The sequence below is a fragment of the Aestuariivita sp. genome, assembly GCF_049276915.1.
Classification (GTDB): domain Bacteria; phylum Pseudomonadota; class Alphaproteobacteria; order Rhodobacterales; family Rhodobacteraceae; genus Aestuariivita.
In genome coordinates, this window is record NZ_JBASXK010000098.1 from 20,038 (window position 1) to 44,625 (window position 24,588).

At 59.5% G+C, this 24,588-nt stretch carries 29 protein-coding genes; 12 read left to right on the plus strand and 17 right to left on the minus strand.

All coding sequences use genetic code 11. From position 1 onward, the window contains the following. Positions 1-93: 93 nt before the first annotated feature. The 6 genes from WAO69_RS10350 to WAO69_RS10375 form a co-directional block, all read right to left on the minus strand. Positions 94-297: a hypothetical protein gene (locus tag WAO69_RS10350; protein WP_422178732.1), complete on the minus strand. Its 204-nt coding sequence runs from the start codon at positions 295-297 to the stop codon at positions 94-96. A gap of 355 nt (positions 298-652) precedes the next feature. After that, complete coding sequence (locus tag WAO69_RS10355; protein ID WP_422178734.1) at positions 653-997, minus strand: hypothetical protein; 345 nt, start codon at positions 995-997, stop codon at positions 653-655. Positions 998-1,069: 72 nt separating this feature from the next. After that, complete coding sequence (locus tag WAO69_RS10360) at positions 1,070-1,213, minus strand: hypothetical protein (RefSeq protein ID WP_422178736.1); 144 nt, start codon at positions 1,211-1,213, stop codon at positions 1,070-1,072. 214 nt (positions 1,214-1,427) lie between these two features. Next, positions 1,428-1,802 (minus strand): DUF6497 family protein, encoded by a 375-nt coding sequence (locus WAO69_RS10365; RefSeq protein ID WP_422178738.1) that lies wholly within the window; start codon positions 1,800-1,802, stop codon positions 1,428-1,430. Positions 1,803-1,891: 89 nt separating this feature from the next. After that, entirely contained in the window at positions 1,892-2,290 is a 399-nt protein-coding gene (locus WAO69_RS10370) for a cupin domain-containing protein (protein ID WP_422178740.1), read from the minus strand. 57 nt (positions 2,291-2,347) lie between these two features. Beyond that, positions 2,348-3,880 carry an acyl-CoA carboxylase subunit beta gene (locus WAO69_RS10375; protein ID WP_422178742.1) on the minus strand — a complete coding sequence of 511 codons (1,533 nt, stop codon included), beginning with the start codon at positions 3,878-3,880 and terminating at the stop codon, positions 2,348-2,350. A 183-nt stretch (positions 3,881-4,063) separates the two neighbouring features. Between WAO69_RS10375 and WAO69_RS10380 the strand changes: the two genes are divergently transcribed. Together WAO69_RS10380 and WAO69_RS10385 are read left to right on the plus strand one after the other, a co-directional pair. Beyond that, positions 4,064-5,278: a multidrug effflux MFS transporter gene (locus tag WAO69_RS10380; RefSeq protein ID WP_422178893.1), complete on the plus strand. Its 1,215-nt coding sequence runs from the start codon at positions 4,064-4,066 to the stop codon at positions 5,276-5,278. Between the two features lie 66 nt (positions 5,279-5,344). After that, positions 5,345-6,739: a helix-turn-helix domain-containing protein gene (locus WAO69_RS10385; protein WP_422178744.1), complete on the plus strand. Its 1,395-nt coding sequence runs from the start codon at positions 5,345-5,347 to the stop codon at positions 6,737-6,739. A gap of 100 nt (positions 6,740-6,839) precedes the next feature. Here WAO69_RS10385 and WAO69_RS10390 read toward each other — a convergent pair whose 3' ends face one another. The 4 genes from WAO69_RS10390 to betI all read right to left on the minus strand — a co-directional run bounded on the left by WAO69_RS10390 (position 6,840) and on the right by betI (position 11,056). Next, positions 6,840-7,079 (minus strand): YdcH family protein, encoded by a 240-nt coding sequence (locus WAO69_RS10390; RefSeq protein WP_422178746.1) that lies wholly within the window; start codon positions 7,077-7,079, stop codon positions 6,840-6,842. A 119-nt stretch (positions 7,080-7,198) separates the two neighbouring features. Beyond that, positions 7,199-8,848, minus strand: a complete 1,650-nt coding sequence (gene betA / locus WAO69_RS10395) for a choline dehydrogenase (protein ID WP_422178896.1) — start codon at positions 8,846-8,848, stop codon at positions 7,199-7,201. A gap of 124 nt (positions 8,849-8,972) precedes the next feature. Further along, a complete protein-coding gene (gene betC / locus WAO69_RS10400) occupies positions 8,973-10,481 on the minus strand; it encodes a choline-sulfatase (protein ID WP_422178748.1) in 1,509 nt (502 codons plus the stop codon). Further along, positions 10,481-11,056, minus strand: coding sequence for a choline-responsive transcriptional repressor BetI (gene betI, locus WAO69_RS10405; protein WP_422178750.1), 576 nt, complete (start codon positions 11,054-11,056; stop codon positions 10,481-10,483). The genes betC and betI overlap by 1 nt, the downstream gene beginning before the upstream one ends. A 115-nt stretch (positions 11,057-11,171) precedes the next feature. Between betI and choX the strand changes: the two genes are divergently transcribed. From choX to choV, 3 genes are all read left to right on the plus strand, one after another. After that, positions 11,172-12,095, plus strand: coding sequence for a choline ABC transporter substrate-binding protein (gene choX / locus WAO69_RS10410; RefSeq protein ID WP_422178752.1), 924 nt, complete (start codon positions 11,172-11,174; stop codon positions 12,093-12,095). 104 nt (positions 12,096-12,199) lie between these two features. Continuing rightward, a complete protein-coding gene (choW, locus tag WAO69_RS10415; protein WP_422178754.1) occupies positions 12,200-13,033 on the plus strand; it encodes a choline ABC transporter permease subunit in 834 nt (277 codons plus the stop codon). Beyond that, positions 13,033-14,067: a choline ABC transporter ATP-binding protein gene (choV, locus tag WAO69_RS10420; protein ID WP_422178756.1), complete on the plus strand. Its 1,035-nt coding sequence runs from the start codon at positions 13,033-13,035 to the stop codon at positions 14,065-14,067. Before choW ends, choV begins: the two co-directional genes overlap by 1 nt. A 10-nt stretch (positions 14,068-14,077) precedes the next feature. On the opposite strand, the gene WAO69_RS10425 is transcribed toward choV, so the two are convergent. Next, positions 14,078-14,983 carry a DMT family transporter gene (locus WAO69_RS10425; RefSeq protein WP_422178758.1) on the minus strand — a complete coding sequence of 302 codons (906 nt, stop codon included), beginning with the start codon at positions 14,981-14,983 and terminating at the stop codon, positions 14,078-14,080. Between the two features lie 38 nt (positions 14,984-15,021). After that, positions 15,022-15,618, minus strand: coding sequence for a LysE/ArgO family amino acid transporter (locus tag WAO69_RS10430; protein WP_422178760.1), 597 nt, complete (start codon positions 15,616-15,618; stop codon positions 15,022-15,024). 285 nt (positions 15,619-15,903) lie between these two features. On the opposite strand from WAO69_RS10430, the gene WAO69_RS10435 reads away from it, so the two are divergent. Together WAO69_RS10435 and WAO69_RS10440 are read left to right on the plus strand one after the other, a co-directional pair. Continuing rightward, positions 15,904-16,596 carry a nitroreductase family protein gene (locus tag WAO69_RS10435; RefSeq protein ID WP_422178762.1) on the plus strand — a complete coding sequence of 231 codons (693 nt, stop codon included), beginning with the start codon at positions 15,904-15,906 and terminating at the stop codon, positions 16,594-16,596. Positions 16,597-16,739: 143 nt separating this feature from the next. Continuing rightward, positions 16,740-17,471 (plus strand): hypothetical protein, encoded by a 732-nt coding sequence (locus tag WAO69_RS10440; protein ID WP_422178764.1) that lies wholly within the window; start codon positions 16,740-16,742, stop codon positions 17,469-17,471. Between the two features lie 106 nt (positions 17,472-17,577). Here WAO69_RS10440 and WAO69_RS10445 read toward each other — a convergent pair whose 3' ends face one another. Then, positions 17,578-18,066, minus strand: a complete 489-nt coding sequence (locus tag WAO69_RS10445) for a DUF2306 domain-containing protein (RefSeq protein ID WP_422178766.1) — start codon at positions 18,064-18,066, stop codon at positions 17,578-17,580. A 120-nt stretch (positions 18,067-18,186) separates the two neighbouring features. Here WAO69_RS10445 and WAO69_RS10450 point away from each other — a divergent pair, with 120 nt between their 5' ends. Further along, positions 18,187-18,948 carry a LytTR family DNA-binding domain-containing protein gene (locus tag WAO69_RS10450; protein WP_422178768.1) on the plus strand — a complete coding sequence of 254 codons (762 nt, stop codon included), beginning with the start codon at positions 18,187-18,189 and terminating at the stop codon, positions 18,946-18,948. Between the two features lie 3 nt (positions 18,949-18,951). On the opposite strand, the gene WAO69_RS10455 is transcribed toward WAO69_RS10450, so the two are convergent. Then, complete coding sequence (locus WAO69_RS10455; protein ID WP_422178770.1) at positions 18,952-19,713, minus strand: NAD kinase; 762 nt, start codon at positions 19,711-19,713, stop codon at positions 18,952-18,954. A gap of 170 nt (positions 19,714-19,883) precedes the next feature. On the opposite strand from WAO69_RS10455, the gene glyA reads away from it, so the two are divergent. Further along, on the plus strand, positions 19,884-21,179 hold the full coding sequence (glyA, locus tag WAO69_RS10460; protein WP_422178772.1) for a serine hydroxymethyltransferase: 1,296 nt from the start codon (positions 19,884-19,886) through the stop codon (positions 21,177-21,179). A 42-nt stretch (positions 21,180-21,221) separates the two neighbouring features. After that, entirely contained in the window at positions 21,222-22,124 is a 903-nt protein-coding gene (locus WAO69_RS10465; protein WP_422178774.1) for a DUF817 domain-containing protein, read from the plus strand. On the opposite strand, the gene WAO69_RS10470 is transcribed toward WAO69_RS10465, so the two are convergent. After that, the gene (locus tag WAO69_RS10470; protein ID WP_422178776.1) at positions 22,063-22,437 is read right to left on the minus strand and encodes a hypothetical protein; all 375 of its coding nucleotides are present in this window, start codon (positions 22,435-22,437) and stop codon (positions 22,063-22,065) included. The genes WAO69_RS10465 and WAO69_RS10470 overlap by 62 nt on opposite strands. A gap of 88 nt (positions 22,438-22,525) precedes the next feature. On the opposite strand from WAO69_RS10470, the gene WAO69_RS10475 reads away from it, so the two are divergent. Continuing rightward, the gene (locus WAO69_RS10475) at positions 22,526-23,287 is read left to right on the plus strand and encodes an alpha/beta fold hydrolase (protein ID WP_422178778.1); all 762 of its coding nucleotides are present in this window, start codon (positions 22,526-22,528) and stop codon (positions 23,285-23,287) included. Between the two features lie 13 nt (positions 23,288-23,300). Here the strand turns inward: WAO69_RS10475 and WAO69_RS10480 are convergent, their stop codons facing one another. Next, a complete protein-coding gene (locus WAO69_RS10480; protein ID WP_422178780.1) occupies positions 23,301-23,672 on the minus strand; it encodes a rhodanese-like domain-containing protein in 372 nt (123 codons plus the stop codon). Positions 23,673-23,793: 121 nt separating this feature from the next. Between WAO69_RS10480 and WAO69_RS10485 the strand changes: the two genes are divergently transcribed. Beyond that, a complete protein-coding gene (locus WAO69_RS10485) occupies positions 23,794-24,360 on the plus strand; it encodes a PA14 domain-containing protein (protein WP_422178782.1) in 567 nt (188 codons plus the stop codon). Here the strand turns inward: WAO69_RS10485 and WAO69_RS10490 are convergent. Then, positions 24,357-24,536: a CTP synthetase gene (locus WAO69_RS10490; RefSeq protein WP_422178784.1), complete on the minus strand. Its 180-nt coding sequence runs from the start codon at positions 24,534-24,536 to the stop codon at positions 24,357-24,359. The two genes, WAO69_RS10485 and WAO69_RS10490, sit on opposite strands and share 4 nt — an antisense overlap. Between the last annotated feature and the right edge of the window lie 52 nt (positions 24,537-24,588).

Genomic DNA, 24,588 nt, shown 5'->3' on the forward strand with positions numbered 1-24,588 from the left:
AGACTGCGCGCAAAACAATGTCTGCGCACAGTGCGTGTTGTTTGAAGTGTAAAGGTCCCGGGGTCAGACCCGGTCAGACCCCGGTGTCGGGGATCAGCAGCGGCTTGGATATTGCTGGCAGTAGAGCACATTGCCCGCCACGCCAACGGCCGCACCCGCGACGAGGTTGCCGTTGAGTACCGCCGCGGTGCCCGCACCGACGGCACCACCGATGAGGGCCTGTTCGCCCGTCGTGTCGCCACATGCCGCCAACCCGCCAATGAGTGCCAAAGCCACCCAGATTCTTGAACGTTGCATTCCGCCCATCCTTTTTTTGGTTCAATGCCTGATGACAAAAGCGATGACACAGCCAGCGTGCCACGCAAGCGATTTTCATCACAAGAAACCAAATGAGCAATTCTACGCGCACCACAATGGGGGCGGAGCAAACACAAGAAAATGACGGGCAGGTCAGCAGCAAGCCCACTGTCCTGCCCGCCTAGGGAAGGGGTACGGAATAGGTACTTTGCAAACGTCACTGGGATGGCAGTTTCGCCTGCAGGTAGAAGCTTGCACATCGACTCGCCTCGCACCAACAGTTTATCTGAACCCATGGCGGTTTGAGCCATTTTGCGCCAGTTCGCGCCGGAAATATGCAGAAATTCGCCGATCATCACGTCACCGACTCGGGAAAAGAGGCGCGCGCAACGGATTCATCAATCCTGAGCAATGCATCATAGCTGGCGACGTCGAAGGGATGTTCCGCCGGAACAACCTCACGCTCGAACAGCCAGCACAACCGGCCAGCATCGAGATTCCCGCGCTCGAACGGTTCGGTCCCGAAATGATTCCAGAGGGCCGCCATGAACGCGGCGTCCGCGCGCCGGTCGGCAGGCCTGCGATCCGCATAACGCTCGCGCCGCACAAGCGGAGTTACACCCTTGGGGTTGGCGCGACGGATGACGAACTGAAAGTCTGTTCCAGGCAGACGCCCCGGAAAACCACGATGCTTCAGCATGACCACCCTCCAGACACAGGGCGGTGCAGCGATGTCATCGGGGTGAGTCTGCAGACCCACCCCGAGACAGTCTTACTTGTATTTGCCGGTATATACGGGCTCGACCGAAATCGGTTCGGGCTCGACCACGACAAATGTCTCTTCCTGCGTGCTACCGCAGGCTGCAAGACCGGCCAAAAGGCTGGCCAATGCAAGAAGCTTGATGCTCTTCGACATCCACGTCTCCTGTCTGTTTTCATGGATCCATCAAGGCCAGATGACCTTGTGGGAACCCACCTCAAGTTGCAGATCACACCTGTGATCCACCGAGGAAACATAGCCGAAAGACGGATCGAAAGATATCCACAGGCCATCAAGGAATGCGGCTGTGACTCCAAAGCCTCAAAACACCATACGCCTGAGCTTTGACCCGCAACATATTGTGTCTGCATCAAAATTCCTCCCAAATACAGGAGCCGTCCTGGAGGCTGTATAGCTCGAAAAACTGGGTGGCCTCGGGATCCGGTTGACCGAAAGGGACCAGCCGATCTGAAAGCGATACGACGATACGCGCGGGCGAAATCGAGTTATCCACAAGGTAGGGAACAGCCACGTCATCACAAAGTTTCTGCATGTCCGATGCCGCCACATCGGCGTCAACCGCAGCCAGCCCACGGGCGATGTCCGGTGCCATGAATCGGAACCGCACCCAAAGCTCGCCGGGGTTCTCGTCAAGCAGAACCTCTTCCAGCGTCACGCTTTGACCGGACCCCGTCTCGAACTGCGGTGCGGCAAACGAAAGGCCGGGCAGCAAAAGCAGAGCCACGATGCAGCCCCGACCCCGCAAGCGGGCTCCTCCTGTCGGGGCTGCTAGTCGCGTGCGCGTGGCACGCGTGACCGGGTGACCTTGCGTCATCATTGGGCAGATTCGTCCCGGGTGTCAAACTCTGCCGGAGAGGTGATCTCGATCAACTCCATATCGTCAGAGTGACGAACTTCGCGGTGCTTGATGCCCGGAGGCTGCAGCACGCTCGAGCCTGCCCGCATCACATGCTCGCCCTGCCCTTCGTATTCGAAGACAACCCAGCCCCTTGTGACATAGACCATCTGGAAATCCAGATCATGCGAATGCCATGCACCCGGGCTTTCCTCGCCCGGTACAGCGCGAATGACATGGGCTCCGAACTTGCCCTGCGTTGCGCCCTTGATCCCCAGATCCCGGTATTCAAAGAAGGCGCGCAGGCCTTGCCCGACGAACTTGCCGTCATCGGCATGGGCGATGGTGAACGCCTGGTTCTTGAAAAGTTGCGTCATGACCTACTCCGTTGGGCCGGGTTCGCCAAACCCCGTTGCATCGGGACCAGCACCGCCTCAGAGCGGAATGTTATCGTGTTTCTTCCAAGGCATCTTTTTCTGCTTGCCCCGCAACGAGGCAAAGGCCCGCGCCACGCGTTTGCGCGTGGATCGCGGCTGGATGACTTCGTCGATGAAACCGCGTTCGGCCGCAACAAACGGATTGGCAAAGCGCGCCTCGTATTCCGCCGCATGGGCGGCGATTTTCTCAGGATCGCCCAGATCGGCGCGGTGGATGATCTCGGTGGCACCTTTTGCACCCATCACGGCCACTTCCGACGTGGGCCAGGCATAGTTGATATCGGCGCGCAGATGCTTGGAGGCCATCACCACATAGGCACCACCGTAGGCCTTGCGGGTGATCACCGTCACTTTCGGCACCGTCGCCTCGCCATAGGCAAAAAGCAGTTTGGCACCGTGTTTGATCACGCCGTTATATTCCTGCGTCGTTCCGGGCAGGAAACCCGGCACGTCGACAAGTGTCAGCAACGGGATCTCGAAACAGTCGCAGAACCGCACGAAGCGGGCCGCCTTGCGGGCACTGTCGATATCAAGAACACCCGCCAGAACCATTGGCTGGTTGGCGACAACGCCGACGGTCTGCCCTTCCAGCCGGATGAACCCGGTGATGATGTTCTTTGCGAACTCTTCCTGGATCTCATAAAAATCCGCCTCATCCGCCAGCTTGAGGATAAGTTCCTTCATATCATAGGGCTGGTTCGGATTTTCTGGCACCAAAGTATCCAGCGACGTTTCGATCCGCGCGGGATCATCAAAGAAGGGGCGCACCGGCGGCTTGGATTGATTGTTGAGAGGCAGGAAATCGACCAGACGACGCACTTCGGCCAGAGCTTCGACATCGTTCTCGAAGGCCGCATCGGCCACAGAGGATTTCTTGGTGTGGGTCGATGCCCCGCCCAGCTCTTCAGCTGTCACGACTTCATTGGTGACAGTCTTCACCACATCAGGGCCGGTGACGAACATATAGGACGAATCCTTCACCATGAAGATGAAGTCGGTCATCGCAGGCGAATACACCGCGCCGCCAGCGCAGGGGCCCATGATGACGCTGATCTGGGGCACAACACCGGATGCTTCGATATTGCGCTGGAACACCTCACCGTAGCCGGCAAGCGAATCAACACCTTCCTGAATGCGCGCGCCGCCTGAATCGTTGATCCCGATTACAGGCGCACCGTTTTGCACCGCCATATCCATGATCTTGCAGATCTTCATCGCATGGGTTGCCGAAACCGACCCACCGAGAACCGTAAAATCTTGCGCGAAAACATAGACCTGGCGACCATTGACTGTTCCCCAGCCCGTAACCACGCCGTCACCGGCAGGCTTTTGCTTTTCCATCCCGAAATCGGTGCAGCGATGGGTGACGAACATGTCGAACTCTTCAAAGCTGTCTTCGTCGAGCAAGAGGTCGATCCGTTCCCGCGCGGTCAGCTTGCCGCGGCCGTGTTGCGCATCGATGCGCGGCTGCCCGCCACCCAGCCGGGCCGCTTCGCGGCGGTTTTCAAGCTCGGTCAGGATATCTTTCATGTGATCTGTCCCCAAAATGCGTTTGGCGGCTTATATCCAAGCGTCGGGACGGGCCAAAGTGGAAAAAGGCTAATTTGCAAACAAACGTCACAGGTAAAATTGCGAATTGCAAATCTTGCTAATTAACAGTTGAAACGCAACGTTTGAATGGACAGCCTCCAGAAGCCGCAATACATCGGCTACATGGCGAACGCGCCCGACATACGCTTCCTCGATCGAAGCTCACCTCCGCATGTCTCGACCCTGATCCTTTTGTCCGGGTTGTCTGCGCTGGCTATGAACATCTTCCTGCCAAGCTTGCCGGGAATGACGGAATACTACCAGACCGATTATCGCGTCATGCAGTTGTCCGTCGCGGTCTATCTGGGCGTCAATGCGGTCTTGCAGATTCTGATCGGACCGATTTCCGACAAGTTCGGACGCAGGCCGGTGATCCTTTGGGGACTGACGCTGTTTCTCATTGCCACCATCGGATGCATCTTTGCGCCCACCGCCGAGATTTTCCTGGCCTTTCGCATGGGGCAGGCCGCTGTCGCCGTTGCCCTTGTACTGAGCCGAGCGGCGGTGCGTGACATGTACCCACAAGACAAGGCCGCATCGATGATCGGGTATGTCACGATGGGCATGGCCATCGTGCCGATGATCGGACCTGCGATCGGGGGCGCGCTGGACGAAGTCTTTGGCTGGCGCGCCAATTTCTGGATGCTGTTCATTCTGGGCGCGATCTGTCTGGCCCTCGTCTGGAGCGATATGGGCGAGACCGCCCGCACAAGCGGCAAAACCCTGGGTCGACAGTTTCGCGAATACCCTGAACTTCTCACATCGCCGCGATTCTGGGGCTATGCAATGGCGGCGGCGTTCACGTCCGGTGCGTTCTTTGCCTATCTGGGCGGCGCGCCCTTTGTGGGCACCGAAGTCTTCAACCTGACACCTGCGCAGCTGGGCATCTACTTTGGCGCACCTGCCGTGGGCTACCTTCTGGGCAATTTCATATCAGGGCGCTTTTCGGTGCGCGTTGGCGTCAACCGGATGGTCCTGTGGGGCTGCATCCTGAACGCTTTCGGACTGGCGGTTTCGCTGTCGATTTTCCTGACCGGCAACGGCACGGTCCATAGCTTCTTCGGCCTCATGACGTTCGTGGGCCTGGGCAATGGCATGACCATTCCGAACGCCACGGCCGGCATGCTGTCGGTGCGCCCACATCTGGCCGGAACGGCTTCGGGGCTTGGCGGCGCATTGATGATCGGCGGCGGCGCAGCGCTCAGCGCATCTGCAGGAGCCCTGCTGGGCCCCGGAACCGGTGCCACGCCACTGTTGTGGTTGATGTTCACCACCTCCGCCCTGGGGGTCGTCGCGATCCGGGTCGTGATCTGGCGCGAACGCCAACTGGCCTCCTAAGGGGCTTGCCCACACAGCTTTGCAAGGTTAGCAAGACCACAGAAGAGGCTTTGCAAAGGCGTCCCGATGGCGACCCAGAAACTCTATGCCGGTGCCAAACTGCGTGAGATCCGCACCCGCATGGGGCTGACACAAAAAGCATTTGCCGAAAAGCTGGGCGTGTCCCTGCCCTATCTCAACCAGATGGAAAACAACAACCGACCGGTCTCGACCACAGTCGTGTTGTCACTGGCGCAGGAATTCGGCGTTGACGTAACTGAACTCTCGACCGGCGGCAGCGAACGGCTGGTCAGCGACATGCGCGAAGCCTTGTCGGACCCGGTTTTTGCCGATGACATGCCCCCGCTCGCCGATCTGCGCCTCACCGCGTCAAACGCCCCCGCCCTGGCGCGCGCGCTGATCGAATTGCACCGCGCCTATCGCCAGACACATGAAAGGCTGGCCTCGCTGGACGAGGCACTGGGACGCGAAGACGCCCGAAGCCAGAACTCACCCTGGGATGAGGTGCGCGATTTCTTTCACTATTGCGACAATTACATCGACGCAGTCGACCGGGCGGCAGAAGGCTTTGCATCGCGCGCGCGCGGCAACATGCACGAGGCGGCCACGCGGCGGATCAATGATCTCGGGATCGAGATCGTCAAACGCGATGACGGGCCGGTCCGGCTTTACGATGCCGATACGCGCCGCCTCTATCTCTCCGCACGCGCCGCACCGGAAACCGAACTGTTCCAGATGCTGCTGCAGATCGCGCTGCTGACACAGGACAAACTGCTGGAAGCAACGCTGGATTTCGCCCGCTTCCAAAGCGATGAAGCCCGCGCTATCGCAAAGATCGGACTGGCCAATTACTTTGCCGGCGCGGCTCTGATGCCCTATCGGGCTTTCCTTCAAGCCGCACAGGACGTGCGCCACGATCTCGAAATTCTCGGAGGCCGGTTCGGAGCATCCATCGAACAGGTCGCACATCGCCTCTCCACGCTGCAGCGCCCCGGGGCCAAAGGCATCCCCTTCTTCTTCGTACGTGTCGACCAGGCCGGCACGATCACCAAGCGCCACTCGGCCACGCGCCTGCAATTTGCCCGGTTTGGGGGGGCCTGCCCGCTCTGGAACGTGCACCGTGCATTTGAAACCCCCGGACGTTTCCTGCGCCAGCTGGCCGAAACTCCTGACGGTGTGCGCTATATCAGCCTCGCGCGCGATGTCTCGAAATCCGGCGGATCCTATGGCGCGCCAGTTCGCAGATATGCCATCGCACTGGGATGCGAACTGCGCCATGCAGGTTCACTGGTCTATGCTGACACACTCGACGTTTCCAACGAAGACGCCTTTGAACCGATCGGCATTTCGTGCCGAATCTGTGAGCGCAAATCCTGCCATCAACGCTCGGTGCCGCCGTTGGAACGGCGTCTTTCGGTCGATGTGAATGTGCGCGATGTGCTGCCCTATCGCGTAAGGTAGGATCCCGTCCCGCCAAGGCCGCGCAAACCCTGCTTCTTTCTGGTCAGAAATACCCATCGGGCCGCACATCAAACTGTGCCCGGACCGACGGGGAGCGCATTCAACCTTTGGACAAGATGCTCCAGATCTGATCCTTCAGGAGCGCACGCTTCTTGCGCATTTCCACCTCAGCGAGATCCTCCATCGGCTCGACATTGGTTTCGGCGCGATGCACCGCGCGATTTATGTCGCGATATTCATCTGCCAGACGGGCAAAATGACTATCTGTCTGCTTGAGCGCTCTCATCTTTTCGACTTTGTCAGGAAACTCTTCGGCCAGTTCGTGAGGTGTGTGCGACATGTCTCTCTCCAATTCCTTTGAGGTCGTTGAACAGAGTTACGCATGCCAGCGATGCAGCTGCCTTGACGCGGATCAAACCGGACGGAAAAGCTGCGTTCACGCATCAAAAAGACAGGTGCTTAGCGCTGCGCAGTTTCCCATGCGGGGTTGAGCCAGGGTTCCGCATTGGCGCGCGCCAGAGGATCGCGGCCAAGAATGTGATCGCTCATCTTTTCTCCCACCAGGATCGAAGGGCCATTCAGGTTGCCATTCGTGATGCGCGGAAAAATACTGCTGTCGACCACGCGCAAGCCATCCACCCCAATGACACGGCCTTCGGGATCGACCACGGCATCGGGATCATTGGCGCGCCCCATGCGACAGGTGCCACAGGGGTGATAGGCGCTTTCGGCATGTTCTCTGATTGCGCTGTCCAGTTCAACATCGCTTTGCAGATGTGCCCCCGGCTGAAGCTCGGCCTTGACATAGGGCTTCAAGGCATCCTGCTGAAATATCTCGCGGGTCAGGCGCAGCGCGGTGCGAAACTCATCCCAGTCGTCCGGATGGCTCATGTAATTGAAGCGGATCAACGGATCGGCCGCGGGGTCGGCAGAACGCAAACTGATCCGCCCGCGGCTTTTGGAACGCATGGGACCGACATGTGCCTGAAACCCATGACCCTCAGCCGCCACTTTGCCGTCATAGCGAACCGCAAGAGGCAGGAAATGGAACTGGATATCGGGATATTCGACCCCGGCGCGCGAGCGAATGAAACCGCAGCTTTCGAACTGGTTGGACGCGCCAAATCCCTTCTTGGTCAAAAGCCATTGCGCGCCGATCAGCGCTTTGGACACCCAGTTCCAATGCTTGTAAAGCGTGATGGGCTGAAGGCTGGAATACTGGACATACATCTCCAGATGGTCCTGCAGATTTCCGCCCACGCCCGGACGATCCGCAATCAAACGGATCCCGTGCTCGGCCAGATGTGCGGCCGGGCCTATGCCTGACAACATCAGGATTTTTGGCGAATTGATCGCAGAAGCCGCGATGATTACGTCGCGGCGTGCATGGATGATCTGACCTCCGGCCAGAGCGACGCCCTTGGCCCGGCCCTCCTCGATGACGACACGCTCGACAAGACCACGCACCAGATCGCAATGCGCACTCTTGAGAGCCGGGCGCAGATAGGCGTTGGCCGCCGACCAACGTCGCCCTTGCCACACGGTTTGCTCAAAGGGGCCAAAGCCCTCCTGCTGCTCGCCATTGTAGTCGCCTGTGACCGGATATCCCGCCTGACGGCCGGCTTCGACAAAGGCATGATAAAGCGGGTTCGCCCGAGGCCCGCGCGTGATATGCAAAGGCCCGTCAGAACCGCGCCATTGCGGATCCCCGCCATGACCACCGTCATGCCAGTTCTCCATACGCTTGAAGTACGGCAGCACATCCGCATAGGCCCAGCCATCCGCGCCGCTGTCGGCCCAATGGTCGAAATCGCGGGCGTGCCCGCGGACATAGACCATCCCATTGATCGAAGAGGACCCACCGATGACCTTCCCTCTGGGGCAAGCCAGACGCCGGTTGTCGAGATGTGGCTCTGGCTCGGACAGATAGCCCCAGTCATAGCGCGGCATGTTCATCGGATAACTCAGGGCGGCAGGCATCTGGATGAACGGCCCCCAGTCGGTCCCGCCATGCTCGACCACAAGCACCGACGCACCCGCCTGGCTCAACCGGTATGCCATGGCGCAGCCGGCGCTGCCCGCTCCGACGATCACGAAATCGGCTTGCATGGAGGCACCGCTCATGACGACCTCCAGCGCATCGGGCTGATGGCTAGTTGGCGCAAAAAAGGCGTTGGAGAGAGGGAATTGTTCATGTGTTCATCGGGTATTTCTGACCAAAAAGAAGCAGCGGCTATTCACCTTGGGGAAACCGCTGGCTGGTTTCCAGATCGTTGAGATCCATGTGGTTGCGCATGTATCGCTCGGAGGCTTTCTGGAGCGGCTGGTAATCCCAGGGGAAATAGCCACCCTGGCGCAGCGCTTCATAGACCACCCAGCGCCGCGCCTGACTGGCGCGCACCTGGGCGTCGAACTGCTCGAGATCCCAGCGCGCGTCCACCTTGGCCTTGAGCGCCGAGAGCGTGCCTGCATGGGCGGGGTCATCAGCCAGGTTGATCAGTTCATCCGGGTCGGCCTCAAGATCAAACAGCTGATCCGGGTCAAGCGTGCAGGCGTTGAATTTCCATTTGCCATATCTGAGCGAGACCATGGGCGCATATGAGGCTTCGGCGGCGTATTCCATGGCCACAGGCGCTGTGCGCAGAGCTCCTTTCGCATAAGGAACCAGGCTTTCGCCGGTGATCCAGGGCATGACCTCTTGCATGGACACCTGCGCAAGATCGCAAAGCGTCGGGCAGATATCGATGGTGGAAACCGGTTCCTGCACGGTGCGGGGTTCAAGACCCGGAGCGCTGATCATCAAGGGCACACGGGACGAACCGTCAAGAAAGGACATCTTGAACCACAGGCCGCGTTCGCCCAGCATGTCGCCATGATCAGAGACAAAGAGGATGATGGCCTCTTGCCGGGTGCGTTCCAGCACATCGAGGATCTCGCCCAGTTTGTCATCGAGATAGGAAATATTTGCGAAGTAGGCGCGCCGGGAGCGACGGATGTCGTCGTCGCCGATCTTGTAGCTGCGCCAGTCGTTGGCATCGAAGATGCGTTGTGAATGGGCGTCATGATCGGCGTACTCCATCGCCGGCACGCGCGGCAGCAGATGTTCGCAGTCTTCATACAAATCCCAGTATTTCCTGCGCGCCACGTAGGGGTCATGCGGATGGGTGAAGCTGACCGTCAGACACCAGGGGCGATAGTCTTTTCCGCGCGCCAGGTCATAGAGCTTGGCCTTGGCATGATGCGCGACCTCGTCATCATACTCCATCTGGTTGGTGATCTCGGCGACGCCGGCACCGGTCACTGAACCCATGTTGTGATACCACCATTCGATACGCTCGCCGGGCTTTCGGTAATCGGGAGTCCAGCCGAAATCGGCCGGATAGATATCGGTGGTCAACCGTTCCTCGAAGCCGTGCATCTGATCAGGGCCAACGAAATGCATCTTGCCTGACAGGCAGGTATGATAGCCCGCACGGCGCAAGTGATGGGCATAGGTCGGCAAGTCGCTGCGAAACTCGGCAGCATTGTCGTAGACACCCGTGGCCGAGGGCAATTGCCCGGTCATGAAACTGGCCCGTCCCGGCGCACAGAGCGGTGAGGCCGTATAAGCATTGGCAAAGCGCACGGAGCGTGCGGCCAGCCGTTTGAGATTGGGCGCGTGCAGCCAGTCAGCAGGACCATCGGGAAACAGTGTCCCGTTCAGCTGGTCCACCATCAGGACAAGGATGTTCGGTCTTGTCATTATCCCTCACGGATCAAGCGTTGGACGGTCGCCAGCACCAGCGCGATGGCGTCTTCATTGGACATTGCCTCGGGGCGCAGGACCTGACGCAGATAAACACCGTCAATCAGCGCACCTATGGTTTCAGAGGCCGGTTCAGGGTCAGACACGAGTGGGCGAAACGCCACCATCAGATTTGAGCGCAACCTGCGGTGATAGAGGTGGAGCAAGCGCCGTGTTTCCTCGGAGCTTTGCGCCTGAAGATAGAAATGCAGCCAGGAGGCCGCCGTGGCAGGGCGAAAATTCTGCGATGCGAAAGAGGCCCGCACGATGGCTTCAAGGCGCAATTCCGGCGTCTGCGCCATGGTAAGCGCACCACGCACTTCGGCACCGAACAACGTCAGGATATGACGCATCGTCGCCACCAGCATCTGTTCCTTGGAGCCGAAATAGTGATGGGCCAGCGCACTGGACATGCCAGCCCTGCGGGCGATCTGGCTGACAGTCACATCAAGAGACCCCGCCTCACCGATCTCGGCGATAGCGGCTTTGACGAGAGCGCTGCGCCTGATAGGCTCCATTCCGAGCTTGGGCATAGTGATGGTTCCGGGTTGTAGGGTGAAAAAGAGGCTAAGGTTTCTTTATTGACTCGTCAATCAACTACCCTGACCGTGCTCGACCAATGAAAAACCAAATGTCAGGGAGACAAACATGCAGTTCAAACATTCCCTTTCTGCGCTTGCGCTGATTGCAGCAGCAGGGCCGGCCTTGGCCGATTGCGGAACCGTCACATTCTCGGATGTGGGCTGGACCGATATCACCGCGACAACCGCTGCCACGACCGTCGTGCTGAATGCTCTGGGCTATGAGACCGATATCAAGGTGATCTCGGTTCCCGTTACCTATACGTCGATGGCGGCCGGTGACATCGATGTGTTCCTTGGCAACTGGATGCCGACAATGGAGGCCGATATCGCGCCCTATCGCGAAGCCGGAACCGTCGACACAGTGCGCGCAAACCTGGAAGGGGCAAAGTACACGCTGGCCGTGAACAAGGCTGCCGCAGATCTGGGCATCAGCGATTTTGCGGATATCGCGGCGCAAATGGATGCGTTGGAAGGCAAGATCTATGGAATCGAGCCGGGCAATGACGGCAACCGCCTGATCATGGACATGATCGCAGCGGACGCCTTTGGCCTGACCGGGTTCGAAGTCGTGGAGAGTTCGGAGCAAGGCATGCTGGCGCAAGTCGCACGGGCTGATCGGCGCGGTGAGCCGATCGTGTTCCTGGGCTGGGAACCCCATCCGATGAATGCCAATTTCGACATGAGCTATCTCACCGGGGGCGATGATTACTTTGGCCCCAATCTGGGAGGTGCAACAGTCTATACCAACACCCGCGCGGGCTATGTCAGCGAATGCCCGAATGTCGGCAAGCTTCTGACCAACCTCGAATTTTCCCTTGCCATGGAGAATGAGATCATGGCCGCGATCCTGGATGATGGTCAGGACCCGGCAGAGGCCGCGACCGCTTGGCTTGCAGCGAACTCCGGTGTTCTGAGCGGATGGCTGGATGGCGTGACCACCATGGATGGTGGCGATGCCCTGGCCGCGGTGACAGCCGCGCTGAAGTAAGCACAACAGACGGCCCGGGACCCCCCGGGCCGCACCACCTGCACCGAAATCGTTCAGGTTGAAGAGCGACATCGAAGCACTCTCCCAGACATGAAGAGGCCTCAATGGACTGGCTGACAGACACGAAGATCCCCATCGGCAAATGGGCTGCCGGTTTCTTTGACTGGCTTCAGGACAACGGTGCGTGGTTCTTTGACGGCCTGTCCCTGGCGATGGAGGGATTGATCGACGCCATCCTCTGGGTATTGCAGACGCCCCATCCCTTCGTGATCATCGCCGCGTTCGCAGCACTGACCTGGGGTTTGCAGCGTAACTGGAAAGTCGCGGTCTTCGTGGTTCTGGGCTTTCTCTTCATTCTCAATCAGGGCTACTGGGAAGAAACGACGGAAAGCCTGACGCTGGTTTTGTCGGCCTGCGTGGTCTGCATGGGGATCGGAGTGCCGATTGGCATTGCGGCCGCGCATCGTCCCCGGCTGTATCGCATGATGCGACCGGTCCTGGACCTCATGCAAACTCTGCCCACCTTCGTCTACCTGATCCCCGCGATCGTCTTTTTCGGCATCGGCATGGTGCCGGGCCTGATCGCCACGGTGATCTTTGTGCTGCCCGCCCCGATCAGGCTGACCCATCTTGGCGTAACATCGACGCCGCAGCCCCTGCTGGAGGCTGCACAGGCCTTTGGCGCGACCCCAAGCCAGACGCTCTGGAAGGTCGAACTGCCCTATGCCCTGCCCCAGATCATGACCGGGCTCAATCAGACGATCATGCTGTCGCTGTCCATGGTCGTGATCGCGGCTCTGGTCGGGGCGGACGGTCTGGGCGTGCCGGTGGTGCGCGCGCTCAATCAGGTGAACACGGCCCTTGGCTTTGAAAGCGGTTTCATCATCGTTGTGGTCGCCATCATGCTGGACCGCATGTTGCGGATGGAGCGTCGCTGATGGGGATCGCTGTCGAATTTGATCAGGTCAACATCGTCTTTGGCGACAAGCCGGACATGGCCCTGCCCTTGATGGATGCAGGCAAGGAGCGTGGTGAGATTCAGGCCAGTACGGGACAGGTCCTGGGTGTGCACAACTGCTCGCTCACCGTTCACGAGGGTGAAATCCTGGTACTGATGGGCCTGTCGGGCTCCGGCAAATCGACACTTCTTCGCGCCGTCAACGGGTTGAACCCCGTGGTGCGAGGATCCGTCCGGGTCAATGATGGCACAAGCATGATCGACGTCGGAACGGCTGATGCCGCCACCCTGCGCGCGCTGCGTCTGAGCCGCGTCGCCATGGTCTTTCAGCAATTCGGCCTTCTGCCCTGGCGCAGTGTACGCGAGAATGTGGGACTTGGTCTTGAACTTGCAGGCATGCCCAAGGCCGAGCGCCACAAGGCTGTGGAACGCCAACTTGAGTTGGTGGGTCTGTCGGATTGGGCCGATCGAAAGGTTGGCGAGCTTTCAGGCGGCATGCAGCAACGCGTGGGCCTGGCACGTGCCTTTGCGACCGAAGCGCCGATACTGCTGATGGACGAGCCGTTCTCGGCCCTGGATCCGCTGATCCGCACGCGGTTGCAGGATGAGTTGCTGGAACTGCAGCAAAAGCTCCAACGCACGATAATTTTCGTCAGCCACGATCTGGACGAAGCCTTCAAGATCGGCAACCGCATCGCCATCATGGAGGGCGGACGCATCGTTCAGTGCGGCACCCCGCAACAGATCTTCACCGCACCGGCCACCGAATATGTGGCCGATTTCGTGGCGCATATGAACCCGCTTGGCGTCCTGTGCGCGCGCGATGTGATGGAGCCTTTGACAACCGTTTCCCAAGGCTCGGTCAGCCCAGGCGCAACCATTCAGGAAGTGATGCAAGCGGCCATGTCCATCGAAGGCCCCGTCACCGTGATGGATAATGGCAAACCACTTGGGCAGATCAGCTATGATGCAATCCTCAAGCGTCTTCTGGATCCGCGCGGGGCAAACGGTTAGAGGCCTGACGCTAAAGCTTGGTTTCGGGCGTGGTCGGTGTGATGTGACGCCGTCGCACCATCGCCTCGCGCCAGGCGATAAAGGTTACCGATGCCAGGATCAGGCTGCCCCCCAACACCACCCAGACATCCACTGCCTCGCCAAACACAATGGCTCCCAAAGCGGTGGCCCAGACAAGCTGCAGGAAGGTGACCGGTTGGGTGACGGTCACCGGTGCCGCGCGCAAGGCCAGTGTCATGGTGTAATGGCCGGCCGTTGCAAAGAAGGCGACCGTCAGCAGCAGCGCAAGCTCCACCAGTGTCGGCGTGACCCAGACCGCAATCGCAAACGGAGCCAGCACAATGGTCACGATGATCGACAGCATCGCCACCACAAGGCTTGGCGGCAGTTCATCGGCCAGAACCTTGGCCAAAAGGTATGAGACACCGAACACCAGACCGGCAAAAAGCATCGCCACATGGCCCGGATCGACTTCGCGGAACCCCGGTCGCAGGATGATCAGCGCTCCGATCAAAGCCATCACCACCGCTGCGATCCGTCGCGCAGCAAGCCGTTCCCCGAGGAACAGCGCCGCACCGATCGTGACATAAACCGGGGCCAGGTAATTCATCGCCGTCACCTCGGCGATCGGGATCTGTGTCATGGCAAAGAACCACAGCATCACGCCAATTCCATGGGCCAGACCGCGTATGCCGAACAGTCGCCATTGGCGTGCCGTTGGCCGGGCGCGCAACAAGGGGCGCAAGAGCGGGATCAGGAAAACAAGACCGATCATATAGCGCAGGAATGCCGACTCCGGCGCCGGAATCCGGGCTCCCATGTATTTGACCAACGCCGTGACCGCAACAAAGCACATGCCTGTCACCAGCATCCAGAAGATGCCTAGGACTGGATTGGGCGCGCGCGGATTGACCATAGCTTTATCAACACTCAAAGCCGCGCTGGCGCAACCCTTCACATGACAAGCAGTTTCAACGCAATCGCACACATGGTGCATCCGATGATCACATCCAGAATACGCCAGGCCACGGATCGCGCAAACACCGGTGCCAGCAAGCGCGCACCATACCCAAGGGCAAAGAAGAATATCACGCTGGCCGCGATGGCCCCCGAGGCAAACGCAACCTTGTCTGCGTATTGCGACGAAACCGACCCGATGAGGATAAGCGTGTCCAGATAGACATGCGGATTGAGCCAGGTCAGCCCCATCACGGTCAACAGCGTGGTTTTCAACCCCGCCTCTTGTCCGGAGGCGACTTCCAGAGCCTCTCCACCGCGCCAGGCGCTCTGAAAGCTGCGCAGACCATACCAGAGCAGGAACGCGGCCCCGCCATATCGCATCATGGGTTCAAACCACGGGGCCTTGCTGGCGAGGGTGCCGAAGCCGGCAACACCGGCCACGATCAGGATAGTATCAAAGAGCCCGCAAAGCAGACATACCCAAAACACGTGCTGCCTGCGCAACCCCTGGCGCAGCACAAAGGCATTCTGTGCACCAATGGCCAAAATCAAGCTCAGGCTGAGGGCAAAGCCCGGCAGAAAAGACGTCATCCGGGCGCTCCACTCTCGGCATCTGCGACAGTGACTAGGCAACCGCGCAGAATTAGTCGAACCAAAACTGGGTATGCTGAATAAGAAATCCGAATGCACATCGATCCTGCACAGCTTGCAGTTCTTTGGGCTGTTTTGCGCTGTGATGCCTTCGATCTGGCCCCAGCAAAGCGCCATGTGAGGCCTTCTGCAATCGCTCAGCGCATCAAGGCGCTGGAAGAGCATCTCTTGCGTTGAGATGCCCGGCAGGCCATCAAAGCTCAGCCATGCTGCAAGGAGTGTGAAATGTTTGCCAAGGAAACGCTGGAGTACACCGCCCTTCCGCTGCCCGACCGGGCCGAGTTGACAGACGCGCAGATGCAAACGCAGGCTCTGGCCTTTCATGACAGGATGCGCACCCGGCATACGGTGCGTGACTATACCGACCGGCAGGTTCCGCGCGACGTGATCGAAACCTGCATACGCACCGCCGGAACAGCCCCTTCGGGGGCCAATCACCAGCCCTGGCATTTCGTGGCCATCAGCGACGCCGACATGAAAGCCCGGATTCGCGCGGAAGCCGAAGAAGAAGAACGCCGGTTTTACGAAGGTGGTGGAGGTGATGAATGGATCAAGGCTCTGGAGCCGATCGGAACCACCGCCGACAAGCCACATCTGACCATCGCGCCATGGCTGATTGTCGTCTTTGCCCAGCGCTGGGGTGAATTCGCGGACGGCACACGGTACAAGAACTATTATGTGCCAGAAAGCGTCAACATCGCGACGGGCTTTCTGTTGGCCGCGCTGCATCATGCGGGTCTGTGCACGCTCACCCATACGCCGAACCCGATGAAGTTCCTTGCCCCAGCTCTGGGACGTCCAGCATCAGAGAAACCAACCATGATCATTGCCGTGGGCCATCCCGCACCCGAAGCGACCGTTCCGGCCGTGGCAAAGCTGAAAAAACCGCTGGAGCAGATTTCCACGTTTGTTGAATGACATAACGTCAGACGCCCCTTGCGTTGACCCCCTGCTGCGCCGCCCTATACCCTTGCTAGCAGTGTGCAAAGAATTCAAAGGCGACAGCAAAAGCAATGGCGGCCTCAAAACCAGTTCTGATCCTTGGCAGTTCTCCCAATGTAATGGCATGCAAGGATTGGCCGAAATCCCGCTTTTCAGCGATTGTCGCCATCAATAATGCCTGGCAGGTGCGCGATGACTGGGATTACCATATCGCACCGGATGATTTCCCTCAGGACCGCCATCCGGCAGATCTGAAACCAACCCAGCAGCGGATCGGCTCGGAAGATTATGTTCCGGCGAACAATCTGTACGGCGGGATCATCTATGCCGGCGGGACCATGGCGTTTTCTGCCGGGTATTGGGCATTGGCGACACTGAAGCCGTCCATGATGGTCTTTGCCGGCTGCGACATGGTCTATCCGAAACTGGGCAAGACGCATTTCTACGGGGCTGGAACTGCCGACCCGCTGCGCCAGGACATCACCCTGCGCAACCTCGAAGCGAAATCCGTGCGCCTGATGATGCATGCGGCGCAGCAGGGCTGCACATGCGTGCGTGCGTTGTCCAAGGAAAGCCGGTTGCTGTTTCCTTCTGTCACCCTGGATGACCTCACAGATTCCTCACACGGGCCCATCATGCGGGATGCGTCAGAGTTTCAGCGCGCAAAGGATCTGGAACAGGATCTGGGCTATATGGTCGAGTCCGGGCGCTATTGGGAAAGCACGCCGTCCTTTGACGTGAGCCAGATCGACAGCATCGACGACACATGGCTCAACCTGTGCACAAATGTGGGCGATCAACCTTTGCGTTTGCAGGTCAACGCCCGGATGCGGGATCAGATCGTCAACTGACTTGCTCGCGACGCACAAAGCCCTTGCATCGCGATTTGCGCCGCTGCCAAGGCTTGACGCAGCTTTCTCGACAAACCTTGGCAAAAGAGGAGCCTGCGAAGGCGGCTCAGACCCGGCGAAGCAGAGCACCTCTTCGCGACCGTCGGCTGCGCAGCCAGAGCCAGCCCAGTCCCACTCCCCCCACCGCGATCAGAGCAAAGCCCCAAAGCGAGGGTTCCCCGAACACAACACGATTGAGCGTGCGGCCCGGCAACAGGGTCAGCAGCCCGGTGATGCCCATCGCTCCATACCATATGGATTGCATCGTGGCCTGATGGCTGCGGATATCGCCTTTGCGCGCGTCACGCATCCCGTCGATGACGCCCCACAATGCGAGGAAACTGAACAGGTGGATGGGACCGAACCGCCCGACAATCGCAAATTCGCTTTCGATGAAAAGCCCGGTGATCGCCAGACCCGCGATACCGCTCACCCAGATGTATCCGCTGATTTTGTGGATCAGGTCACGCCGCTGTCGGTAGAGGGCAATAGGGCCCAGAAAGATCGCGATCGCCGCGAATCCCACATGCAGTTGGATTTCAAACGGCGCGGTCATAAGTGGGTCAAAAGTCATCTCGAAACATCCCGGTTTGGTGTTACATTTCCAACGTACCGGTATGTGTCTCGGGCCTGGCCGAAGAGACGAGCGTTGATGTGTGTTTGACGGAGCTTATTCGTGACGAACCTTTCGCTGCAACTTGCGATGCGTGAATGGCGGGAGCATATGGGCAACCCCATGCGTCTTTGGGTGCTGGTCGGAACGGGCGCGATTCTGGCGATCGTGGCACCCTTCGGCACGGACGCGCAGATGACGATGCTGCCACGGTTTGTCTATTGGTTGGCGTTGGTTGGCATGACCTATTCGATCGGGTGCACCACCTATCTGATCTCGAACCAACTGGCACCGGATCGCATTGTGATGCGCACGGCACTTGCGGCTGTGATGACGGGTGCAGGCGCAATGAGCGTTGTCTATCTGTTGAACGGGATGGCGCTGCAATACTGGGCCACCGGGTCCGAACTGACCGCGCAAGTCGTCAATGTCTTTCTGATCGCGGCGATCCTGGCCGGGATGTTCCAGACAGCTTACGGCGGCTGGGGCGAAACAGCGCCCCCAAGCCCGCCAAAGCTGCTGGATCGGCTGCCCTTCGACAAGCGCGGACCGCTGGTGTCGCTGACGGTCGAGGATCACTATGTCAACATCCGCACGACCAAGGGCCAAGAGATGGTTTTGATCCGTCTGGCCGACGCCATCGGCGAGGTGGGCGACACCCCCGGTGCCCGTGTCCACAGATCGCATTGGGCGGCGTTCAATCAGGTCAGGTCGGCCGCTCGCAAAGGCGATGGTGCGGTGCTGCAAATGGCCCATGGTCCTGACATCCCGGTGAGCCGCGCCAATGTTGCCAAGCTGAAAGAGGCGGGGCTTTTGCCGGGCTAGGCGTCAGGTGAACTGCTCGGAAATCAAACGCTCTTCCAACCCGTGTCCGGGATCAAACAGGATATGATGCTCGATCGCCGGTTCCGAACGGATTTCGACCCAATCGACATTTTCCACCGACTGGGAATCGCCTTCCGCCATGACCGGGCGTTTGTCCGCTTCCAACACGTCAAACCGCACCTTGGCGCGCTTGGGCAACAGCGCGCCGCGCCAGCGCCGGGGACGAAACGCCGCAACGGCCGTCAGCGCCAGAACATCCGCACCGATCGGAAGAATGGGTCCATGCGCAGAATAGTTATAGGCCGTTGAACCGGCCGGCGTTGCCACCAGCGCGCCATCGCAAACCAACTCGGCCAGGCGCAGGCGATCATCTATGGTGATCTTCAGCTTGGCGGCCTGAGGACCGGCGCGCAGCAACGAAACCTCGTTGATCGCCAGGGCCTTGTGAAGCACGCCATTGCGATCCATCGCGTGCATGGACAGCGGATTGATCACCTCTTCCTTGGCCGCTTCCAGCCGTTCGATCAGATCACTCTCCCCATAGGCATTCATCAGAAAGCCGATGGTGCCACGGTTCATCCCATAAACTGGAGCGGGCAATTCCTGCGTGCCATGAAGCGTCTGCAGCATGAAGCCATCGCCCCCAAGGGCGACGATCACATCTGCCGCCTCTGGCGGGCTGTTTCCATATCGGCCAATCAACGCGGCGCGTGCGGTTTGCGCCACCGGGGCGTCGCTGGCCAGGAATGCGATTTTCAGCGACATAGCAAAGGGTTCCGATCTTGCGCAGGCCTCTGTGACAGAACCACAAGTTTTCCCCCTTGGCTAGCCTTGCCGCCAAACCCAGCTAAATCGTCGTTTTGATATCTTTCCCAAAGGACGCCTTTCCTTTAGGAACGCCACAACATTTTGCATCCAGAGGGAGGCTTTGCCCCATGAACGCTGCCCATCGTGACACCGGTTTCTTCACCCAAACGCTCGCCGAGCGTGATCCCGAGATTTTCGGCTCGATCACAGACGAGCTTGATCGTCAGCGCGACGAGATTGAGCTGATTGCCTCTGAAAACATCGTCTCGGCTGCCGTGATGGAAGCACAGGGCTCTGTGATGACAAACAAATATGCCGAAGGCTATCCGGGGCGCCGCTATTATGGCGGGTGCCAGTTTGTGGACGTGGCCGAAACCCTCGCCATTGAACGCGCCTGCAAGCTGTTTGACTGCGGCTTTGCAAATGTTCAGCCCAATTCCGGCTCTCAGGCCAACCAGGGCGTGTTCACAGCCCTTCTCAAGCCGGGCGACACCATTCTGGGGATGAGCCTGGATGCGGGCGGGCACCTCACCCATGGCGCGGCACCCAACCAGTCGGGAAAATGGTTCAACGCGATCCAATACGGCGTGCGCAAGCAAGACAACCTGCTGGACTATGACCAGGTTGAAGCGCTGGCAAAGGAGCATCAGCCCAAGTTGATCATCGCAGGTGGCTCGGCCATCCCGCGCCAGATCGACTTTGCCCGCATGCGTGAAATCGCAGATATGGTCGGTGCATGGCTGCATGTGGACATGGCGCATTTCGCGGGCCTGGTGGCGGCAGGCGAACACCCTTCGCCCTTCCCGCATGCCCATGTGGCGACCACCACGACGCACAAAACCCTGCGCGGTCCGCGCGGCGGCATGATCCTGACCAATGACGAGGCGCTGGCCAAGAAGTTCAACTCGGCCATCTTCCCCGGCATCCAGGGCGGGCCGCTCATGCATGTGATCGCCGCCAAGGCCGTCGCATTCGGTGAAGCCCTGCGCCCCGAGTTCAAGACCTACCAGCAAACCGTCATCAAGAACGCACAAGCCCTGAGCGACCAGCTGATCAAGGGCGGGCTGGACACCATCACGCACGGCACAGACACCCATGTCGTGCTGGTGGATCTGCGCCCCAAAGGCGTCAAGGGCAACGCCACCGAACAGGCGCTGGGTCGCGCGCATATCACCTGCAACAAGAACGGCGTTCCGTTCGATCCGGAAAAGCCCACCGTGACAAGCGGCATCCGGCTTGGCTCACCTGCGGGCACCACGCGCGGATTTGGCGAACCCGAATTCCGTCAGATCGCCGACTGGATCATCGAGATTGTCGATGGGCTGGCCGCCAATGGCGAAGAGGGCAACGGGGCAGTGGAAGCCAAGGTCAAAGCTGAAGTGGCTGAAATGTGCGCCCGCTTCCCGATCTATCCGAACCTGTGAGCCGGTCGGCAGAGAACGCGTTGACACTCTGCCCGCCGACTGATGTCTGAACTGGACCGATCCGCAACACGACGCATCGAGCGTGGCCTGGGCGACTGGATGCGCGCCCGGCTGCCGTTCGTTCTGGCCGAATTCGTCATGTTTGTGCTCAAACAGGGCTGGGCCTGCCTGTTCGGTATCCTGATGCTGCTTGGGTTGATGGCATCGAAAGCGATCTGGCAGGAGGGCTGGACGCTGGCGCGCTATGACGCGCTTTTTATCTATGCGCTTGGCATACAGGCCGCTTTCCTGGTGCTGAAACTGGAAACCTGGCGCGAGGCCCGGGTGATCTTGCTGTTTCACCTTACCGGCACGGCTATGGAGATCTTCAAGGTCAATGCGGGCAGCTGGGCCTATCCCGAAGAGGCGGTGATGAAGCTGTGGGGCGTGCCGCTGTTTTCGGGTTTCATGTATGCCAGCGTCGGCAGCTACATGGCCCGGGTGATCCGCGTGTTCGAGATGCGCTTTGCGCCCTATCCGCCGTTCTGGATGACGATTGGGCTGGCGGTGGCGATATATGTGAATTTCTTTGCCCATCACTATTTGCCGGACATCCGACTTGCGCTGTTTGCAGCCACGGTGATTCTGTTCTGGCACACCCGCATCTGGTTCGAGGTGGGTGGGAACGACTATTGGATGCCCCTGCCCGTCGCAGCCCTGTTTTCAAGCTTCTTCCTGTGGTTGGCCGAGAATGTGGGCACCGGAACAGGCACCTGGATTTACTCGGGACAAGGGGAACTGGATCTGGTGAGCTTTGCGAAAATGGGGTCCTGGTATCTGCTGCTTTATGTCAGTTTCGCCACCGTGACATTGGTTTACCGCGATGTTCTCTTTGAGCGACCGCTTACAGATAGCCGCGCCAGATCAGAACGGCGATCAACAGGATCGCAAGGCCAATCAGGTTGATCGACAGGCTTCCCAGCAGGGACAGAATGCGGCCCTTGCGTTCATCCGCCAGATCAATCGTCTTGAGATGGGCCCTGACAAGATCGGCGGACTTGTCCAGCGACGGGAAATCCAGCGTCCGCGCCAGCTTGGGATGATCGGCAAAGCGCTCGGCTTCGGCCAGCGCCTGGGCGTTCTTGTAGACGTGTCTGGGCAAACGCGAGCGGCTGCGCGCTACCAGCGCCGCAAAGGGAGCCGGGCGCAACTTGAGCTTGGCCTGCAAAGCTGCGCCGATCTCATCAAGCTGTTTGCGATATCGCGCCGTGTGATCCATCTGCCTCTCCGATGCAAAGAACCTAACCCGCTCTGAACCCGGACTCAATGGCTCTGGTCGCGCGACCTCCAGACAGGTATCAGGGGGCATGCTGAACACGATCCTGCACGGCGCGCCCAGTGCCAGACCACCCCTGATCATCGCCCATGGGCTCTATGGCTCGGCGCGCAACTGGGGTGTGATTGCCAAAAGGCTGTCGGATGAGCGACAGGTCGTGGCCGTGGATATGCGCAACCACGGTCTCAGCCCGCGCATGGCCAGCCATACATATGTGGACATGGCCGATGATCTGGCCGAGGTGATAGACGCCTTTGGCGGTCAGGCCGATGTGGTCGGTCATTCCATGGGCGGCAAGGCGTCGATGATGCTGGCCCTGCGCCATGGGGCCAAACTCGGACGGCTTGTGGTGGCCGATATCGCGCCGGTTCAATACGCGCACAGTCAGATCCATTACATCGAGGCCATGCGCGCCGTGGACCTGAGCCGGGTGACCCGCCGCTCGGATGCCGAAGCGCAACTGGCAGATCTGGGCGTCGAGAGATCCTTGCAAAGCTTCTTCACGCAATCCCTTGATGTTGCGGAAAAATGCTGGCGGCTCAATCTGGATGCGCTGGCCGAGAACATGGCAGAGATCATGTCTTTTCCCCGGACATCAGCGGAATGGAGCGGGCCGGTTCTGTTTCTCTCCGGTGCGCAGTCAGACTATGTCCAGGCTCAACATCGCCCTACGATCAAGGCGCATTTCCCTCAGGCCCGATTTGCAAAGCTGCCCGGCGCGGGCCATTGGCTGCATGCCGATGACCCGCGTGGGTTTGAAGCCGCTGTCCGCGTCTTTCTGAATGCCGGCTAAGCGCTGAACAGCGTCACGAAACCTCACCGCCGCCGTCAGCCCAATCCTTCAGACCACCGAGGTTATAGACCTCCTTGTAGCCCAGTTCTTTCAACGCCTGACCTGCCAGGGCAGCGCGTCCGCCGGCGGCACAGAACAGGATGATCGCCCTGTCGGTTCTGAATTCCGGATCTGCATTGGGCGAGTCGGGCTCCGCGCGAAACTCCAGCGTGCCGCGTGACACATTATGCGCACCCTTTGCCTTGCCTGACGCAGCAAGTTCAGGGGCATCGCGTACATCCAGCAAAAGCGCGCCGTCCTTGATCTTGATCTGTGCCTCTTCTGCGCTGATCCTTGGAACCACTGAATGGGCGGCCTCCAGCATCGCTTTCAATGTTTGGGCCATGTCATCTCTCCTTTGAAGTTGATGGCCAAACTATGCCGGGAACGAAACCGAGCCAAGAGCGTCTGTTGCACGAATCTTGGAAGGTTTCTAAGCTGTGATGGACATAATGGAGATCCCAAAGATGAAACTTTCCAGAATCGCCAGTTTTGCTGTTGCCGTGTTGATTGCGGGCGCTGCATCCGCGGCACCTCTCAAGCTGTCTCCTGCGAACCCGCAACCGGGCTCCTTGAAGCCGGGACTGGCGGTGAAATACGCATTTCCCGACGAGGTTCGCACGCTGTCACAGGCGGATCAGGCGCTGAAATCCGCCAAGCCGGGACGGCCGCTGGCCGGGCTGGACTATTGGGATACCGAAGAAGGCGGAGAGACACTGACTTCCGGTCAGGCCCTGCGCGTTGTCGCCGGCATCTCGGGCTATGTCCGCTTTGATGCGCCGGGCGTGTATGTCATTGATTTCCTGTCAAATGATGGTCTGCGCGCCTCGATCGGGGGCAAGAAGGTCGCCGTGATAGACGAACGCACACCTTGTGAGCCCGGTGATGCGGTCGAGGTCGAAGTACCGGTGGCGGGTTGGTATCCGCTGGAAGCGGTGTACTTCCAGCGCCTTGGAACCGCCTGTCTGCATATGCGCGCAGCACCTAAGGGATCCGCGCCCGACTGGATGCCAAACGCCGCCTTTGGCCACTAGGCGCGCAAGCGCAAGGCGATCAGGTAAGATACTGGAAAGGCTGCGATAAACCCAATCGCAGCCGCTGCGAAAAGCACTGCGGCGCTGTCGTATCCAAGGACCAGCGCAACGATCAGGGCACTACCCGAGAGAGTGGTGCCAATGAAGAGATGTAACGTCAGAAAAATTGTCGCCATCGGGCCCTCCGGGATTGCCATTGGGCACGGGATATCGCGGAATGAGGGCGGC

Coding starts and splice junctions, on each gene's coding strand:
- WAO69_RS10445 (WP_422178766.1), bottom strand. CDS start 18,066: ATGACCGCGCCGTTTGAAATCCAACTGCATGTGGGATTCGCGGCGATC.
- WAO69_RS10435 (WP_422178762.1), top strand. CDS start 15,904: ATGTTTGCCAAGGAAACGCTGGAGTACACCGCCCTTCCGCTGCCCGAC.
- WAO69_RS10355 (WP_422178734.1), bottom strand. CDS start 997: ATGCTGAAGCATCGTGGTTTTCCGGGGCGTCTGCCTGGAACAGACTTT.
- WAO69_RS10380 (WP_422178893.1), top strand. CDS start 4,064: ATGGCGAACGCGCCCGACATACGCTTCCTCGATCGAAGCTCACCTCCG.
- WAO69_RS10350 (WP_422178732.1), bottom strand. CDS start 297: ATGCAACGTTCAAGAATCTGGGTGGCTTTGGCACTCATTGGCGGGTTG.
- WAO69_RS10370 (WP_422178740.1), bottom strand. CDS start 2,290: ATGACGCAACTTTTCAAGAACCAGGCGTTCACCATCGCCCATGCCGAT.
- WAO69_RS10490 (WP_422178784.1), bottom strand. CDS start 24,536: ATGGCGACAATTTTTCTGACGTTACATCTCTTCATTGGCACCACTCTC.
- WAO69_RS10465 (WP_422178774.1), top strand. CDS start 21,222: ATGTCTGAACTGGACCGATCCGCAACACGACGCATCGAGCGTGGCCTG.
- WAO69_RS10455 (WP_422178770.1), bottom strand. CDS start 19,713: ATGTCGCTGAAAATCGCATTCCTGGCCAGCGACGCCCCGGTGGCGCAA.
- choX (WP_422178752.1), top strand. CDS start 11,172: ATGCAGTTCAAACATTCCCTTTCTGCGCTTGCGCTGATTGCAGCAGCA.
- WAO69_RS10385 (WP_422178744.1), top strand. CDS start 5,345: ATGGCGACCCAGAAACTCTATGCCGGTGCCAAACTGCGTGAGATCCGC.
- WAO69_RS10430 (WP_422178760.1), bottom strand. CDS start 15,618: ATGACGTCTTTTCTGCCGGGCTTTGCCCTCAGCCTGAGCTTGATTTTG.
- glyA (WP_422178772.1), top strand. CDS start 19,884: ATGAACGCTGCCCATCGTGACACCGGTTTCTTCACCCAAACGCTCGCC.
- choW (WP_422178754.1), top strand. CDS start 12,200: ATGGACTGGCTGACAGACACGAAGATCCCCATCGGCAAATGGGCTGCC.
- WAO69_RS10360 (WP_422178736.1), bottom strand. CDS start 1,213: ATGTCGAAGAGCATCAAGCTTCTTGCATTGGCCAGCCTTTTGGCCGGT.
- WAO69_RS10440 (WP_422178764.1), top strand. CDS start 16,740: ATGGCATGCAAGGATTGGCCGAAATCCCGCTTTTCAGCGATTGTCGCC.
- WAO69_RS10425 (WP_422178758.1), bottom strand. CDS start 14,983: ATGGTCAATCCGCGCGCGCCCAATCCAGTCCTAGGCATCTTCTGGATG.
- betC (WP_422178748.1), bottom strand. CDS start 10,481: ATGACAAGACCGAACATCCTTGTCCTGATGGTGGACCAGCTGAACGGG.
- choV (WP_422178756.1), top strand. CDS start 13,033: ATGGGGATCGCTGTCGAATTTGATCAGGTCAACATCGTCTTTGGCGAC.
- WAO69_RS10475 (WP_422178778.1), top strand. CDS start 22,526: ATGCTGAACACGATCCTGCACGGCGCGCCCAGTGCCAGACCACCCCTG.
- WAO69_RS10375 (WP_422178742.1), bottom strand. CDS start 3,880: ATGAAAGATATCCTGACCGAGCTTGAAAACCGCCGCGAAGCGGCCCGG.
- WAO69_RS10390 (WP_422178746.1), bottom strand. CDS start 7,079: ATGTCGCACACACCTCACGAACTGGCCGAAGAGTTTCCTGACAAAGTC.
- betA (WP_422178896.1), bottom strand. CDS start 8,848: ATGCAAGCCGATTTCGTGATCGTCGGAGCGGGCAGCGCCGGCTGCGCC.
- WAO69_RS10480 (WP_422178780.1), bottom strand. CDS start 23,672: ATGGCCCAAACATTGAAAGCGATGCTGGAGGCCGCCCATTCAGTGGTT.
- betI (WP_422178750.1), bottom strand. CDS start 11,056: ATGCCCAAGCTCGGAATGGAGCCTATCAGGCGCAGCGCTCTCGTCAAA.
- WAO69_RS10470 (WP_422178776.1), bottom strand. CDS start 22,437: ATGGATCACACGGCGCGATATCGCAAACAGCTTGATGAGATCGGCGCA.
- WAO69_RS10485 (WP_422178782.1), top strand. CDS start 23,794: ATGAAACTTTCCAGAATCGCCAGTTTTGCTGTTGCCGTGTTGATTGCG.